The following is a 16,274-nucleotide window of genomic DNA, read 5'->3' on the forward strand; positions in this document are numbered from 1 at the left end:
GCCGACGATGTGGTGTTCAGCTGGCAACGCCTTAGCGATCCGAAAACGCTATCGCCGTACCAGTCGTTTATTCAAAGCATGCATCTGCTGAATGCCGAGGCGATTACGCGTGGCGAAAAAGGCCCGGAGACGCTGGGCATCAAGGCGCTGGATCCGCAAACGGTGCAGATCACGCTCGACCAGCCGTTGTCTTACTTCTTGTCGATGGCCTCGCATTATGTGTTATCCCCGTTGCCAAAAGCGGTGGTCGAAAAGTATGGCGACAGCTGGACGCAGCCGGGGCATTTTGTCAGCAGCGGGCCGTATACGCTCAGCGAATGGGTGGTCAATGAACGGCTGGTGGGAAAACGCAATACCCGCTACTGGGACAATGCGCACACGGTGATAGACAAGGTCACCTATCTGCCGATCCCATCGCCGACCGCGGAAACCAATCGCTATAAGTCTGGCGAGATCGACATCACGAATACGCTGCCGCCCCAGCTGTTTAAATCTTTACAGCACTCGCTGCCGGGGCAGGTCAGAGTGTCTCCGTTCCTCTCGACCTATTTCTATAAATTCAATACCCAGAAACCGCCGTTTAATGACGCGCGTGTGCGGCGAGCGCTCGATCTGGCGCTGGATAAAAATGTGATCGCGGAGAAGGTGATGGGGATGGGGGAAAAGCCCGCCTATAACTATATCCCCCGCGGAATGGCGGGCTATACCAGCCATCAGCCCGTCTGGGCTAACTGGACTCAGCAGCAGCGCATTGCGGAGGCCAAAAAACTGCTGCGGGAGGCCGGTTTCGGCAAAGACCATCCTTTGCGTTTTGAACTGCTCTACAACACGTCAGAAGCGCATCAGAAACTGGCGATCGCCGCCAGTGCGATGTGGAAACAGTCTTTGGGCGTAGAGGCGACGCTGGCCAATCAGGAGTGGAAAACGATGCTGGATACGATGCGTGACGGCCGTTTTCAGGTGGTCAGATCGTCATGGGTCGCTGACTACAATGAGCCGTCGACTTACTTCAATACCATGCGCACCAATGACAGCAACAATCAGGGTAAATTCAGCGATCCCACCTTTGACGCGCTACAGGATAAGGCGATAACGGCAGGCAGCCTGGAGCAGCGCAATGCCTATTACCATCAGGCGGAAGCGATTCTGCAGCAGCAAATGCCGCTGATTCCGATGTACTACTTCGTGCGCAGTCAACTGGTCAAACCTTACGTCGGAGGTTTCAAAACCGATCTGATGGGGAATTTCTACACGCGGGATTTTTATATTACTAAACACTGAGAAGAGGGCGTCAGGGAGTTTGCCCTGACGCCCTCTAGGCGCTATTTGCCTTCCAGCAGGTGGCCCATCTTGGCGGCTTTGGTCGCCATGTAACGTTCGTTTTTCGGGTTTTGCCCCACAATCAGCGGCACGCGTTCCACGATATTGATGCCCGCTTCGGTCAAAATTTTCACCTTCTGCGGGTTGTTGGTGAGCAACCGAACCTGCGCGACCCCCAACAGCTTGAACATATCTGCACAGGGCGTGAAGTCGCGTTCGTCCGCGGCGAACCCCAGCTGATGATTCGCTTCGACGGTGTCTGCGCCTTTATCCTGCAAGGCGTAGGCGCGGATTTTGTTCAGCAGACCGATGTTGCGGCCTTCCTGACGGTGATAAAGCAAAATCCCGCGGCCTGCTTCGGCAATCTGATTCAGCGCGGCTTCGAGTTGAAAACCACAGTCGCAGCGCAGACTAAACAGCGCGTCGCCCGTCAGGCATTCAGAATGAACGCGTGCCAGCACAGGCTCGGAGCCGGAGATATCGCCATACACCAACGCAAGATGGTCATGCCCGGTCGCTGTTTCTTCAAAGCCTACCATCAGGAAATCGCCCCACGGCGTGGGTAATTTGGCTTCGGCGACCCGTTTTAGCTGCATGTTAATCTCCAACATAAAAAAGACAGAGTGCATCCTACTACTTTTGCTCAAAACCTCTATAGCAGGCTAACAAAAGACCGGATGAATGGCGGTTTTTTAGGCTGGTGAAACTTATCAGAGGCAAAACACAGCCTACACTTACTCACTTAGCCGTTGACATAACCGAAAGGTATTTTACGTCATACTAAACGCCTATGCCCTCTTTTCTGGTAATATCGGAAAAATTTTATCGATCTTATATCCCTCTGAATCATAGGGAGAATTAATGTACGGAATCACTAAAAGAGTGACCATTGGCGCGCTGTTGCTGCTGATAATGCCCTGTGCGGTCTGGCTGAGCGGCTGGCAATGGCATCCACACCTCACCGGAGGGTGGCTACGTGTGCTGTTCTGGATCACGGAAACTGTGACCTCGCCGTGGGGCGTGGTGACGAGCGTTGTACTGTCGCTTTGGTTCTTGTGGTGTCTGCGTTTCAGCCTGAAACCGGCGCTGGGCGTGTTCGCTATCCTCATCGTGACCATCTGCATCGGGCAAGGGGTTAAATCGGCGATCAAAGACTGGGTTCAGGAACCCCGGCCGTTTGTGGAGTGGCTTGAACAGAGCCATCGGGTTGATGAGCGCCATTTTTACTCTTTGCCGCGATCCGAGCGGTCGGCGTTGGTTAAAAGCCAACTGCAAGACGATCAACAACTGCCGAAATGGTTACGTCACCACTGGCAGGCGGAGACTGGTTTTGCTTTCCCGTCAGGGCACACGATGTTTGCTGCATCCTGGGCGTTGTTGGCGGTCGGCCTGTTGTGGGCGCGTCGCCACTATATCACCGTGGCGATCGTCATGATTTGGGCTACGACAGTCATGGGAAGTCGTTTGGCGCTGGGGATGCACTGGCCTCAGGACCTGATGATGGCGACGGCGATCAGCTGGTTGCTGGTCTTGATCGCGACCTGGCTGGCTTCACGCTGGTGCGGTCCTCTGACAGCTGCCGAGGTCGATGCTGAGCAACATAAGCAATCAGTGACGCTGTCACAAGAGGGCGACGTCTAAGTTTGCGATGCATAATCGGAACCCCTTAGGCACGCCGAAACGCGCTTTCCCGTTGCACTCCCGCCGCTCTTTTTCTCGTGAGTTTCCCACGTCGGGGCGGAAGTGCTAACTTAAATGGGGTCCGATGCCGATTTCGGCATAATTCATTTATTTCAAGCGATATCACAGGAAAAAGACGTGAAATATTTGCTGATTTTTTTACTCGTGTTGGCGATCTTCATTGTGGCGATCACGCTGGGAGCACATAACGATCAAGTCGTTACCTTTAGTTACCTTATCGCGCAGGGGCAGTACCGTCTGTCAACGCTGTTAGCGACGTTGTTTGCCGCCGGGTTTGTGCTGGGATGGGTCATTTGCGGACTGTTTTATCTGCGTTTACGCATTGCGCTAGGCCGTGAACAACGTAAAATCAAACGTCTTGAGCAGCAACTGCCTGACTCGGATGAGAGCAAAACGGTCTCTCCCGAGCCTGTGACCCACTAAGGAATGATTTTTTATGCTTGAACTGCTGTTTCTGTTGTTGCCCGTTGCTGCCGCATACGGTTGGTACATGGGCCGCAGGAGTGTACAGCAGGACAAACAGGATGAGGCGAACCGCCTGTCGCGCGAGTACGTGACGGGCGTGAACTTCCTGCTATCCAATCAGCAGGATAAGGCCGTTGAACTCTTCCTTGATATGCTCAAGGACGACAGCAACACCTTCGAAGCACACCTGACGCTCGGTAACCTGTTTCGCTCTCGCGGCGAGGTGGACCGGGCTATCCGCATCCACCAGGCGTTGACCGAAAGCGCCTCCCTCAGTTTCGAACAACGCCTGCTCGCCGTGCAACAGCTGGGCCGTGACTATATGACGGCCGGGCTGTATGACCGTGCTGAAGAGATTTTCAATCAGCTGGTGGACGAGGAAGATTTTCGTCTGACGGCACTCCAGCAATTGTTGCAGATCCACCAGTCGACCAGCGACTGGCAAAATGCGATTGAGACGGCCGAAAAACTGGTCAAACTCGGAAAAGAGCGTCTGCGTAGCGAGATTGCGCATTTCTACTGTGAGCTGGCATTACAGGCGATGGGCAGCGACGATCTCGAAAAAGCATTGTCTCTGCTGAAAAAAGCGGCGGCGTCCGATAAGCTCTGCGCGCGAGCGTCCATCATGATGGGCCGGATTTACATGGCGCAGCAGCAGTATGCCAAAGCGGTGACGGCCTTACGACAGGTACTGGATCAGGATAAAGACTTCGTGACGGAAACGCTGCCGATGCTTCAGGAGTGTTATCAGCACCTGAATCAGCCACTGGAGTGGGCGATGTTTCTGAAACGCTGCGTTGAGGAAAATACCGGCGCTACCGCCGATCTGATGTTGGCGGATATTCTGGAAAATGAAGAAGGGGCCGAAGTGGCGCAGGTCTACATCAACCGCCAGTTGCAGCGGCATCCAACCATGCGAGTTTTCCACCGGCTGATGGATTTCCACCTGAGCGAAGCGGAAGAAGGGCGAGCGAAAGACAGCCTGATGGTGCTGCGCGACATGGTGGGTGAGCAAATTCAGACCAAGCCGCGCTATAGCTGTCACAAGTGCGGATTCGCCTCCCAATCGCTGTACTGGCATTGTCCGTCCTGCCGTTCCTGGGCCACGATCAAACCCATTCGCGGGCTGGATGGTCAATAACCGTCTCATCGCATTAGCCAGTTGAATGACTCCCTGTATAGTTACAACATCCTGTTTTTTATCCGATGACGGCGCCAAATATCAGCCCTGAGCGCATCACGGTTCAGCAGCCGCTGGGATTTGAGTGTTCGGGCATGTAGAATGCGGCGGGAAATTAACGCTCAGTCTCTTGTCGATGGGAGAGGCTTTCGCCGTGCGTTGACGTGTTGCGCGGCGTTTTCTCCTCGCGACGCTGAATACATATCGACACCTCGGGGGTAACGCCAGTGACAGGCCAAAACGTAACGCAGAAACAGAATTCCCACTCCTCGCCGATTCTTGTTGCCCTTGATTATGCTTCCCAACGCGATGCCTATGAGTTTGTTGATCGCATCGATCCTCAAAGCTGCCGGTTAAAAGTCGGCAAAGAGATGTTCACGCTATTCGGGCCATCGCTGGTCAAAGCGCTGCAACAGCGCGGCTTCGATGTTTTTCTCGATTTAAAATTCCACGATATTCCCAATACGACGGCGCGTGCGGTTGCCGCGGCGGCGGAACTGGGGGTGTGGATGGTCAATGTGCATGCCAGCGGCGGCGCGCGCATGATGCAAGCGGCTAAAGAAGCATTACTGCCGTACGGTGCTGATGCACCGTTGCTGATTGCTGTGACGGTATTGACCAGCATGGACGAGGACGATCTGCGCGGATTGGGGATCACGCTGTCTCCAGCCGAGCAGGCCGAACGGCTGGCGGTGCTGACGCAGCAATGCGGGCTGGATGGCGTCGTCTGTTCGGCGCACGAAGCCGAACGCCTCAAACAGCGCTGCGGCGCGGCATTCCAGCTGGTCACACCGGGGATTCGCCCGGTCGGTAGTGCGGCTGGCGACCAGCGCAGAATTATGACCCCAGAGCAGGCGAAGCAGGCCGGAGTAGACTACATGGTCATTGGTCGCCCGATTACCCAGTCGGCCAACCCAGCGCAAACGCTGAAAGATATTTTGGCGACGTTAGGAGAGTGAATATGAGTTTTCGTGACGATAACCCACTGGTTTATTCGACGGAGAGCGGACGTATTGCGGAAAAAACGGCACCCGCCGAACGTCCAAAAGGCGATGGCATCGTACGTATTCAGCGTCAAACCAGCGGTCGTAAAGGTAAGGGCGTGTGCGTGATTACGGGTATTGACCTTGATGATGACGCATTGCAAAAACTGGCGGCCGAATTGAAGAAAAAGTGCGGTTGCGGAGGCTCTCTGAAAGACGGCGTCATCGAAATACAGGGCGATAAGCGTGACGTGTTGAAACAGCTGCTGGAAGCAAAAGGAATGAAGGTGAAGCTGGCGGGGGGATAAGCGCGGGCGAGACAGTGCTGGGCAGGTCCGGTAACGGAAACCTGCCCATGAGAATTATCTTTTAACTTCGTGGCCGATAACGCCACCGAGCGCCGCGCCACCCAGCGTACCGAGCGTGCTGCCGCCGGTCAGAACAGCACCGCCCACAGCACCAACGCCTGCGCCGATAGCCGTATTGCGATCGCGTTTAGACATATTGGAACAACCGGTCAGGCTTCCTGCCATGACTACCGCCAGTACCGTAACTGCCAATGCCTTATTTACTCTCATGGTCTTCTCCTGTTGATGCCGTCTTATGGTGGAATAAGCGGTATATGACCGCTTTTTCATAAGAAAATAGGGTGGTGGCATCATGCTGTAAAATTAACTACGACTTACTCACTTTTTGTTACCTGAGGCGCAGTATAAATATCGGCAAAATTTACGATAGGTAAAAACTCTTAATTCTAGTTATCCCATAGATCACTTTGTGCTATCCGCATCACCACCGTTTTTCCCCGCCATATTCTCCTTATTAAGTGTTTGCTTGAAAGACGCCAACATCTTAAATGGATAGCGTTGGCCCCTGACCAACAGGTCACGACGTGACTGATATACGAGGGGTGCCGTCAGCAGGTTAGGACGTAACTTTGTGATAGTTCCCGCCTCTTGAATGGTCAGGCAACCTTAGCTTCAGCACCGTTGACGCCCAGAGGGCGAAAGGTTGCCACATCAGGCTCACACCTAGATAGTCATAAATTAAGTTAATCAATTTCAGCTATGGAACAGAATGAAGTGCGGTGGAGATCGGAAAGGTGAACCCGCCATCACAGCGGGTTAAATGCTTAGAAAGAACAATGGCCCCCTTTATGATGAGACCCCGTTCCGCCATGAGGATGCTGCCCTTTAGGGCAGGCAATAGCTGAGACGGAGAATGTGCCAATGAGGGTAATTAACAACAGCGCTGCGATCTTTTTCATCATTTTTTCCTGTATTCAATTGCTGTGAAAGTGTGCAATTTTAGTATGCGCCGTTCAGGTCAGTCAGGTAAGCCTGATATTTGATCAGTAAGTCATGCTTTACTTTTCTCTAAGGCGCCGGGATTTTGCTCTACGAGCAGGGTGTGATGTGTGGGAGAGATAAACGACAAGGTAGAGGGCACGGATACGGGGCACGCAGAATGCTGCGATTAATCAGGGCACGACGTGTTTCATCGCTTTTGTTTTGGTCAGAAGTATGACGATGACGAGGGAATCAGCAGTAGAAGAACGGGAAAAGGGGGTTGGTGAGGAGTAAACGACTGACGCCATCAGGAAGTCCCGATGGCGTCATGACGACTTAGGCCGCCGGTTTAGCGATGATGCTGCGCGTTTCGAGACGCACTTCCTTCAGCATCACATCCAGCTTGTCGCTCTGGCGGTAGACGACCTCACCTTTGATGGTGACGGTGCCCGTATCCTGACTACAGACCAACTCGTCGCGGACGGCATGGATAAACGAGGCTGGGATAAATGCCGTCGCGCCGTTGTCCAGCAGACGAACCCGCAGGCCACCGCGCGTGACGTCCATAATCTCTGCCGAGAAGCGCGTGTCGGTGCCAGCATGCGGCTTCAGATAACGAGCGTACAGCCAATCGCTGACGTCGCGTTCGGCCATACGATTGAGGCGACGACGTTCCGCCAGTTGAACAGTGACGTCTTCCCGCGGTTTCTCGGCGGACTGGCCGGTGATAATCGCTTTCAGCAGGCGATGGTTCACCATATCGCCGTATTTACGGATAGGCGATGTCCAGGTGGCGTAGGCTTCCAACCCCAAACCGAAATGAGGGCCCGGTTCAGTGCTGATTTCCGCAAACGACTGGAAGCGGCGCATACGGCTGTCCAGGAACTGCGTCGGCAGGGCGTCCAACTGGCGACGCAACACGCAGAAGCCTTCCAGCGTCAATATCTGCTGTGGATCGGCCTGAATCTCGTTGCTTTCCAGAATGGCGACAGCCTGTTCTACCGTGACCGGATCGAACCCGTTGTGGATGTTGTAAATCCCGAAGCCCAGCTTTTCGCGCAGTACGATGGCCGCACAGACGTTAGCCGCGATCATGGCTTCTTCGACAATACGATTCGCGATGCGTCGCGGTTCGACCACGATATCCAGCACTTCGCCTTTTTCTCCCAGCAGGAAGCGATAGTCCGGGCGGTCTTTGAACACCAGCGCGTTCGTGGTGCGCCACGCGCTGCGCAGCTGCGACATCTTGTGCAGCAGGCGGATCTGAGTCGCGATAGCCTCGTTCTCTGGCTGCCACTCTCCCTTTTGTTCCAGCCAGTCGGACACTTCGTCGTAGACCAGTTTGGCGCGGGATTCGATCCAGGCGGCGAAGAACCGGATGTCGCTCATTGCCCCATCTGCGGCCAACGTGACGCGGCAGGCCATGACCGGACGGCGTTCCTGCGGGCGAAGGGAGCAAATATCGTCCGACAGGTGGCGCGGCAGCATCGGGATATTGAAACCGGGCAGATAGTTGGTGAACGCGCGTTTGCACGCGACCGTATCCAGCTCGCTGTTGGCCGGGACATAGGCCGTTGGATCGGCGATCGCCACGGTCATTTCCAGCGTGCCGTCGCCGTTGTCGCGGACATACAGCGCGTCATCCATATCTTCGGTACTGGCGCTGTCGATGGTGACAAAATCAAGCGCGGTTAAGTCTTCACGCGTGAGTTCGCCATCATTCATCTCGGCGGCGTCGGTCTCCGGCGCGTTACGCTCCAGATTGTGACGTGACAACGTCACCCACCACGGCGCCAGCGGATCGTCGCCAGTGGTAATGTATTCTGTGATTTCCGCATGGAAATTACGGTCGCCTTTGAGCGGGTGGCGGCGCATTTCCGCGACCGCCCAGTCGCCATCCTGAATCTCGTGGTCCAGTTGACGCGCCACACGGCAGCTGATCGCATCCTTGAGCAAAGGATGGTCCGGGGTGATCGACAGGCGGTCGTCTTTCTTCTGGACGCGGCCGACAAAGCGGGTCAGGAACGGTTCGATCAGCGATTCCGGCTCGGCGATTTCACGATCTTTTTCCGTATGCAGAGTCGCAACGATGCGGTCGCCGTGCATCACTTTTTTCATGTGCGGCGGCGGGATGAAGTAGCTCTTCTGTGCTTCGGCTTCAAGAAAACCAAATCCCTTATCGGTGCCTTTTACGACGCCTTCTACACGTGGCGTCTTAGAGTGGAGTTGCTGTTTAAGCTGTGCAAGCAGCGGATTATCTTGAAACATAGCGTCCAGAAATGCGGTTATAGGTGGCTTTAGCGGCACACAGTTTTACGCGAATCGTGCCCCGGCGGCAAGCGTTGATCGGGGGCTCTGACAAGATTTGCCGACCGTGGCGAGAGGGGGAAAAGACGGCTCCGGCGGCCGCAGAGGCACGTAAGCGCCCCATGCCGCCGGTGACGGCCTTCAGTCAGGCTATCCTCTGCAGCGGTGCGGCATCGCTACGGGTCACGCGCACGGGAATCGATTTGGAGGTTGGGGTAAACGTCTGGTCGCCGTAGCTTGAGAGCGGCACCAGTGGATTGGTTTCCGGATAGTAGGCGGCCAGATTCCCTTGAGGGATCGCATATTCGACCAGTCGGAAACCACTGACTTTCCGGGTAATGCCGTCATGCCACAACGTTTCAATATCGACCCGGTCGCCGTCCTGGAGTCCCAGCGCCGCGATATCGTCCGGGTGCATAAACAGCACCTCGCGCTGGCCGTAAACGCCCCGATAACGGTCATCCAGCCCATAAATCGTGGTGTTGTACTGATCATGGGAGCGCAAAGTCTGCAAGGTGAACGGCGCCCGCACGCCGTCCTGTTCGGGAACCACGCTGGTTGGCAGCGGCGGGCAGCTGAACGTGGCTTTCTTGCTTGGGGTGTTGAAACGTAATTCGGCGGCGGCGTTGCCCAGATAGAAACCGCCAGGTTCTGCGCAGCGCTGGTTGAAGTTGTCGAAGCCCGGCAAGGTCGCGGCAATGTGGTCGCGGATCAAATCGTAATTCCCAGCCAATGCCAGCCAATCTACCTTGTCGTCGCCCATGACCGTGTGGGCGATACCGGCGACGATGGCCGTCTCGGATCGCTGCTGAGGTGAGAGCGGCTGCCCGACGCCTTCGGAGGCGTGCACCATGCTGAAAGAGTCTTCAACGGTGATGTATTGAGGGCCAGTCGTCTGAACATCCTGATCCGTTCGTCCGAGCGTCGGCAGAATCAGGGACTCTTGCCGACCGGTGGTCAAATGGCTGCGGTTCAGTTTGGTGCTGATATAGACGGTCAGATCGCAGCGGCTGATGGCGTCTGCGGTACGCAGACTGTCCGGCGCGGCGGCGGCCAGATTCCCGCCCAGCGCAATCAGCACTTTGATCTCATCGCGCAGCATGGCTTCGATAGCCTGAACGGTGTTATGGCCGTGTTCACGCGGCGGGGTAAAGTCGAAATGCGCCGCGAGGCTGTCCAGCATCGCCGCCGACGGGTTTTCATCAATCCCCATCGTACGGTTGCCTTGTACGTTGCTGTGGCCGCGGACCGGGCACAGACCCGCGCCCGGTTTGCCCAACTGGCCGAACAGCAATTGCAGGTTGACGATCTCCCTGACGGTCGCCACGGAGTGTTTGTGCTGGGTGATGCCCATCGCCCAGGTGCAAATGACGCGCGGGGAGTTCAGGTACAGCTCGGCGACGTGACGCAGCTGTGCTTCGCTCAGACCGGACTGTTCGACGATATGGGCCCAGCTCGTCGCATCGACCTGTTCAAGATAGGCTTCGACCCCTTCCGTGTGGCTGTCGATAAAGGTCTGATCGAAGATACCGGGTTCCCCGGCGGCCAGACGCTGACGTTGCGTTTCCAGCAAGGTTTTGACGATGCCACGGACGGCGGCCATATCGCCGCCTAAGTTCGGCTGCAGGTAGGTATCGCTGATCCTGCCCGACAGCGGTGTCAGCATCTCTACCGGGCTTTGCGGATCGGTAAAGCGTTCCAGTCCGCGTTCGCGCAGGGTATTGAAAGTGATCACGTGCGCGCCGCGTGCGGCGGCGGAGCGCAGGCTGTGCAGCATGCGCGGATGGTTGGTGCCGGGATTCTGGCCGAACACCAGAATGGCGTCGGCATGGTTGAAGTCGTCCAGCCGCACGGTGCCTTTACCGATCCCGATGCTCTGTTTCAGCCCGGTGCCGCTCGCTTCGTGGCACATATTCGAACAATCCGGGAAATTATTGGTGCCCATCATTCGACCGAACAGCTGATAGATATAGGAGACCTCATTGCTGGCGCGTCCGGACGTGTACAGCTCCATCTGGTTAGGATTATCCAGTCCGTGAATATGATGCGCGATCAGCGCAAACGCCTGTTCCCAGGTGATGGGAACGTAGTGATCGGTGTGACGATCGTAGCGCATCGGGTGCGTCAGACGTCCCTGATATTCCAGAAAATAGTCGCTCTGGCGGCGTAGCGTACTGACGCTATGGGCTGCGAAAAACTCAGGTCCGGCCGCCTTGCGCGTGGCTTCCCAACTCACGGCCTTAGCGCCGTTCTCGCAGAAGCTGAAGGTGCTGTGGTTATCATCGCCCCAGGCGCAGCCGGGACAATCGAACCCCCGGGGCTTATTGACCCGCATCAAGTTTCGAATGTTTTTAAAAGCTTCTTTGCTGTCCAGAACGTAACGCGTAGTGGCTTCCAGCGAGCCCCAGCCTCCCGCCGCGCGGCGGTATGGCTTGATTTCTGGTTTAAATTTCATCATAGGATGTGCTGGCCATATTGTTTTTAATATGTGAATGGATTTTTAAATAATTGGGGGTTGGCGTTAAGTCTAGGATCGCCGGGCAGGAACGTCTAATCAAATGCGGCTATCGCGAGATAGAGGAGGGTTATCGCAAATAAAGTGTGACGAAGGGCTGAATCTTGATCTTTTTGTCTAGTTGTATATACAAATTTTGTTATTTTCCGGCTATTCCTTAATCAGAACGAAAAACAGGAAGGGCAAATAATGAAAGATCTTGGCAATAAGGTTCACGCCTTTGGTAAGGCACTCATGATGCCGATTTCGGTCATCGCCGCCGCCGGGATTTTCTTGGGGCTGGCGGCGGCGATGCAAAACCCCGCCGTCACCGGCGATGCGTTCACCCACATGCAGATCCCGCAGCTCATCATCGGTTTTATTCGTCAGATCGCCGGCGCGCTCTTCGCCAATCTTCCGTTATTTTTCGCCGTTGCCAGCGCGATAGGTCTGGCGAATGCGGAAAAGCCGACGGCAGCTTTTGCCGCCGTTATCGGTTTTATTTCCATGCACGTTGGCGTGCAGGCGACGCTCACCGCGCAGCAACTCACGCCGGTCACTACCACGGTGGAGGCGTTGACGGCGGGCGGCATGGACCGTACTGCAGCGCTGATGTATGCCGCCGAGTTCACCAAAACGCTGGGGATTTTTACCTATAACATGAGCGTGCTGGGCGGGGTGATCGCCGGGGTGGTGACGGTCATGTTGCACAACCGCTTCTACACGATCGAATTGCCGACGGCGATCAGCTTTTTTGGCGGCCGCCGTTTTGTGCCCATTATCACGGTGGTGTGCCTGCCGCTGGTGGGGATTGGTCTGGCGCTGATTTGGCCGACCATCGGCACCGGCATCGCCTGGGTCGGGGCGTTAATTGGCCACAGCGGCCAATACGGCGCATTCCTCTACGGCTTCTCCGAGCGCATTCTCATCCCCACCGGTCTGCACCATATCCTGAACGAAACCGTGCGCTTTACCCCCATCGGCGGCATCGCGACGGTGGACAGTCAAACGGTGGTCGGCGCGTTGAACATCTTCAATACCTCGTTGACGCATCCTGGCGCCGTCAGCGACGAGGTGATCCGTAACGCTACCCAGTTTCTGGCCCAGGGCAAAATCCCCGTCATGATGTTTGGGCTTCCCGGCGCGGCGCTGGCGATGTATCAGTGTGCCCGGCCAGAGCATAAGGAGCGCGTAAAAGCGCTGATGCTGGCCGGGGGACTGGCGTCTTTCACCACGGGGATCACCGAGCCGCTCGAATTCTGTTTCATCTTTGTTTCGCCCGTTCTGTATCTGCTGCACGCCGTACTCAGCGGCCTGTCTTTCATGCTGATGTCTCTGGCCCACCTGATGATCGGCAATATTCAGGGCGGCGCCATCGATCTGGTGGTGTTTGGCATGCTGGGCGGGCTGAAAACCCATTGGTGGTATGCGGTATTGCTGGGGGCGTTTTACTTCCTGATTTACTACTCCGCGTTCAAGTTCGTGATCAAACGGATGAACGTTGAAACGCCGGGGCGAGAGTCCGACACGGCGGCATCACCTACGGCGGTGAGTGCGGATGAACGTACGCAAACCATCATCGACGGGCTGGGCGGGCAGAGCAATATCGCTGACGTGGACTGCTGTTTTACCCGGCTGCGCGTGCAGGTAAAAGACATCAACCTGGTCGTGGACAACACCCTGATGACGACCGGAGCAAACGGCGTCAAACGGGTAAATGAACATAACGTCCAGGTAATTTACGGGCCGAAAGTGGAAAAAATTGCTCAGGACGTCAAAGCGGCGCTGGGCGTCACGGCGTAATGAAACCTCAACCGGAAAAATGGGAAACAGCGATGACGAAGACATACAGTATTGTGATTGTGGGCGGCGGGTCGACCTGGACGCCGGGGTTACTGAAGGCGCTGTGCAAACGACAGAGCACGTTTCCGTTGAGACGGGTAGTGATGTATGACGTCAACGCCGAACGGCAGGCGGTTATCGGCGACTTTGCCCGCCTGCTGTTTAGCGAAGAGTATCCGACGCTGGATTTCTCCTACACGACGGATGTCGAAGAGGCGTTTCAGGATGTCGATTTCGTCTGCTGCCAGATGCGCACCGGCGGCTACGACATGCGAGAAAAGGACGAAAAAATCCCGCTCTCATTGGGCGTCATCGGCCAGGAGACCTGTGGGCCGGGAGGTTTCGCCTACGGGATGCGTTCTATTGGCGACATGATTGAACTGGTGGAGCAGGTGCGAGCGCGTTCGCCGCAGGCCTGGATTTTGAACTACACCAACCCGGCGGCCATCGTCGCTGATGCGCTGCGCGTCAAGTTTCCGGATGACCAACGCATCCTCAATATCTGCGATCAGCCGGTCAATCTGCTGCGCTCCTATGCCCGCATTCTGGGCCGGGACGTCAATGAGTTCGAACCGGTCTACTTCGGTTTGAATCACTTTGGCTGGTTCACGCATTTGTACGATCGTCAGGGGACGGACCTGCTGCCGCAGCTTAAGGAGATCATCCTCAATCAGGGATTCAAGCCCGCCGACGCGGAGCAACGCGATGCCTCGTGGCTGGATACGTATGCGGTGGTGGCCGATATGCTGCGGGACTTCCCTGACTATCTGCCGAACACCTATCTGCAATATTACCTGTATCCGGAGTACAAGCTCAGCAAGCTGGACCCGAACTTTACCCGTGCCAATGAGGTGATGGCGGGACGGGAAAAGCGCGTGTTTGAGACGTGCCGAAACGCGGTCGCCGCCGGAACGACCAAAGATGCCAGCGTGGTGCACAACGATGCGCACGGCGACATGATTGTCGAAGTCGCCGAATCCATCGCCTATAACCAGCATCGTATCTTTGTGGTGATCGTGGAGAACAACGGTCTGGTGAACAATCTGGATGATAGTGCGATGGTGGAAGTGGCGGCGACGCTCGGCATCAATGGCCCTCGGCCTTACGGCGTAGGCAACATTCCCACCTTCTATAAAGGGATGATCGAGCAGCAGTTCGCCTACGAACGTCTGACGATCGAGGCGTGGTTTGAAGGGTCTTACACCAAAGCGCTGCAAGCGCTGACGCTGAATCGGCTGGTGGTGGATGCAAAAAAGGCGCGCAAAGTGCTGGACGCGCTGATCGAGGCCAACCAAGGTTATTGGCCAGCGTTAACCTGATTGGCGCAAGCGACTAAGAGGGGGACGGCGTGAATAAAGGACGCAACGGCGCGTCGAGGGTAAAGGCATAGCGCCGCTGATTGTAATAAACGTTGGAAAGCTCGAAGGGGTGCTCGTCAGCGAAAAAAGCGACGACGCTAGCACGCAGCACGGGCTCATCCCGTGCCAGCCCGAGAGCTTCCAGCACCTCGACGGAGGGGAGCTCGGCGAAAATCTGCTTATGGCTGCCGACGGCATCATAACCTTTGGATTTAAGATAGGCGTACTTGGATTGATTCAGGTCTCGCTCGCTTAGGTCGGGAAACAGAGATTGAATCATCCAGGACTGTTCATACACAAACGGCGTGCCGTCAATTAACCGCAGGCGCACCATGTAGTGTACCGGTGTTTCTTGCGCTATCCGAAGGGCTTGGGCGACCTCTGCGGTGGCCGGTTGCTGAGAGAAATGGCGCAGTTGGTTGACGATCTTGCGCTGCGTACTGTTGGCGACCTCGCTGGAGGTCAGATGCTGGTCCAGCGGCAGTTGTACTTTTACTCGGGTGTCCGGCTGAGCGACGAAGGTGCCGCGTCCTCGAAAGCGTTCAACCAGCCCCTGTCGGACCAGATAGTCGACGGCTTTACGCGCCGTCATCCGTGAAACCTGATATTGCTGACACATTTCCGCTTCGGTGGGGAGCGGGTCGCCGGGCTTCAGCGTGTTGTCATGGATCTGACGGGTCAGGATCTGCTCAATTTGCAGATAAAAAGGAACAAAGGAATGTTTATCAATCATTTTTATTCTTCCCTCCCGTTCGTTTCAGCAACGTAGATAGTATAGGGGGATAGTTATCTATACAAGTCTCCGCATTTTTCCTTCAAGTCCGCGATATACCGCAGAGAACCCTGATTTGAATTCGTGCATCATGCTTCTAAAATGAAGCGTGTTAAGAGGTCAACTCCGCTCATGCTGTGGTCTGCGTTACCGTCTTCGGCGGCCTCATTCATTAGAAATACTCATGCGACGCCGATATTCAAGGGGGGAGAGTGATGTCTTCGCTCGGAGTGAATACCTTGCCGCTCGCGGTTTCTGCCAGGGCTAATCTCTGCACTGAACGCCTCATTTTTCGGCTAATAAGTCGCCCAATGAAAACGAGTGTCGGGTTCGGCTCAAACGGCAGCGTTTTTCTACCGCGCTCAACATTTAGGAATGACGAAAATCGATATCAAACAACTTATCTACCTGTGCAATCTGGAAAAGGCTCGCCACTTTGGCCGCGCGGCTGAAGCGAGCTTCGTTAGCCAGCCCACGCTCTCCATGCGACTTAAGAATCTGGAGCGCGAGCTGGGTCTGTCGCTTATCAATCGCGGCAATAATTTCGATGGTTTCACCGCGGA

14 protein-coding genes are annotated in these 16,274 nt (G+C 55.7%); 9 read left to right on the top strand and 5 right to left on the bottom strand.

What is annotated here, in order from left to right; translation table 11 throughout:
• On the top strand, positions 1-1,281 hold a 1,281-nt coding region (locus tag Q7O77_RS05610; protein ID WP_304164144.1), incomplete at its 5' end, for an ABC transporter substrate-binding protein.
• Positions 1,282-1,322: 41 nt separating this feature from the next.
• Here Q7O77_RS05610 and ribA read toward each other — a convergent pair.
• Positions 1,323-1,916, bottom strand: coding sequence for a GTP cyclohydrolase II (gene ribA / locus Q7O77_RS05615; protein ID WP_304164146.1), 594 nt, complete (start codon positions 1,914-1,916; stop codon positions 1,323-1,325).
• 265 nt (positions 1,917-2,181) lie between these two features.
• Here ribA and pgpB point away from each other — a divergent pair, with 265 nt between their 5' ends.
• The 5 genes from pgpB to yciH all read left to right on the top strand — a co-directional run bounded on the left by pgpB (position 2,182) and on the right by yciH (position 5,957).
• Positions 2,182-2,961 carry a phosphatidylglycerophosphatase B gene (gene pgpB / locus Q7O77_RS05620; protein ID WP_304164148.1) on the top strand — a complete coding sequence of 260 codons (780 nt, stop codon included), beginning with the start codon at positions 2,182-2,184 and terminating at the stop codon, positions 2,959-2,961.
• 177 nt (positions 2,962-3,138) lie between these two features.
• On the top strand, positions 3,139-3,444 hold the full coding sequence (locus Q7O77_RS05625; RefSeq protein ID WP_026740275.1) for a LapA family protein: 306 nt from the start codon (positions 3,139-3,141) through the stop codon (positions 3,442-3,444).
• 13 nt (positions 3,445-3,457) lie between these two features.
• Complete coding sequence (gene lapB, locus Q7O77_RS05630; protein ID WP_304164151.1) at positions 3,458-4,627, top strand: lipopolysaccharide assembly protein LapB; 1,170 nt, start codon at positions 3,458-3,460, stop codon at positions 4,625-4,627.
• Between the two features lie 266 nt (positions 4,628-4,893).
• Positions 4,894-5,625: an orotidine-5'-phosphate decarboxylase gene (gene pyrF, locus Q7O77_RS05635; protein WP_304164153.1), complete on the top strand. Its 732-nt coding sequence runs from the start codon at positions 4,894-4,896 to the stop codon at positions 5,623-5,625.
• A gap of 2 nt (positions 5,626-5,627) precedes the next feature.
• Positions 5,628-5,957 carry a stress response translation initiation inhibitor YciH gene (gene yciH, locus Q7O77_RS05640; protein ID WP_304164155.1) on the top strand — a complete coding sequence of 110 codons (330 nt, stop codon included), beginning with the start codon at positions 5,628-5,630 and terminating at the stop codon, positions 5,955-5,957.
• A gap of 54 nt (positions 5,958-6,011) precedes the next feature.
• Here yciH and osmB read toward each other — a convergent pair whose 3' ends face one another.
• From osmB to Q7O77_RS05655, 3 genes are all read right to left on the bottom strand, one after another.
• A complete protein-coding gene (gene osmB, locus Q7O77_RS05645) occupies positions 6,012-6,227 on the bottom strand; it encodes an osmotically-inducible lipoprotein OsmB (protein ID WP_026740271.1) in 216 nt (71 codons plus the stop codon).
• Between the two features lie 1,047 nt (positions 6,228-7,274).
• Entirely contained in the window at positions 7,275-9,206 is a 1,932-nt protein-coding gene (locus Q7O77_RS05650; RefSeq protein WP_304164159.1) for an exoribonuclease II, read from the bottom strand.
• A 184-nt stretch (positions 9,207-9,390) separates the two neighbouring features.
• On the bottom strand, positions 9,391-11,700 hold the full coding sequence (locus Q7O77_RS05655; RefSeq protein WP_304164167.1) for an FdhF/YdeP family oxidoreductase: 2,310 nt from the start codon (positions 11,698-11,700) through the stop codon (positions 9,391-9,393).
• Between the two features lie 249 nt (positions 11,701-11,949).
• On the opposite strand from Q7O77_RS05655, the gene Q7O77_RS05660 reads away from it, so the two are divergent.
• Positions 11,950-13,542 (top strand): PTS transporter subunit EIIC, encoded by a 1,593-nt coding sequence (locus Q7O77_RS05660; RefSeq protein WP_304164161.1) that lies wholly within the window; start codon positions 11,950-11,952, stop codon positions 13,540-13,542.
• Between the two features lie 32 nt (positions 13,543-13,574).
• Positions 13,575-14,900, top strand: a complete 1,326-nt coding sequence (locus Q7O77_RS05665; protein WP_304164163.1) for a 6-phospho-alpha-glucosidase — start codon at positions 13,575-13,577, stop codon at positions 14,898-14,900.
• Positions 14,901-14,913: 13 nt separating this feature from the next.
• On the opposite strand, the gene Q7O77_RS05670 is transcribed toward Q7O77_RS05665, so the two are convergent.
• The gene (locus Q7O77_RS05670) at positions 14,914-15,672 is read right to left on the bottom strand and encodes a GntR family transcriptional regulator (protein ID WP_304164165.1); all 759 of its coding nucleotides are present in this window, start codon (positions 15,670-15,672) and stop codon (positions 14,914-14,916) included.
• Between the two features lie 423 nt (positions 15,673-16,095).
• Here Q7O77_RS05670 and Q7O77_RS05675 point away from each other — a divergent pair.
• A partial coding sequence (locus Q7O77_RS05675) for a LysR family transcriptional regulator (RefSeq protein ID WP_304164169.1) occupies positions 16,096-16,274 on the top strand: 179 nt, incomplete at its 3' end.

The sequence above is a fragment of the Lonsdalea britannica genome (assembly GCF_946477055.1).
GTDB lineage: Bacteria > Pseudomonadota > Gammaproteobacteria > Enterobacterales > Enterobacteriaceae > Lonsdalea > Lonsdalea britannica_A.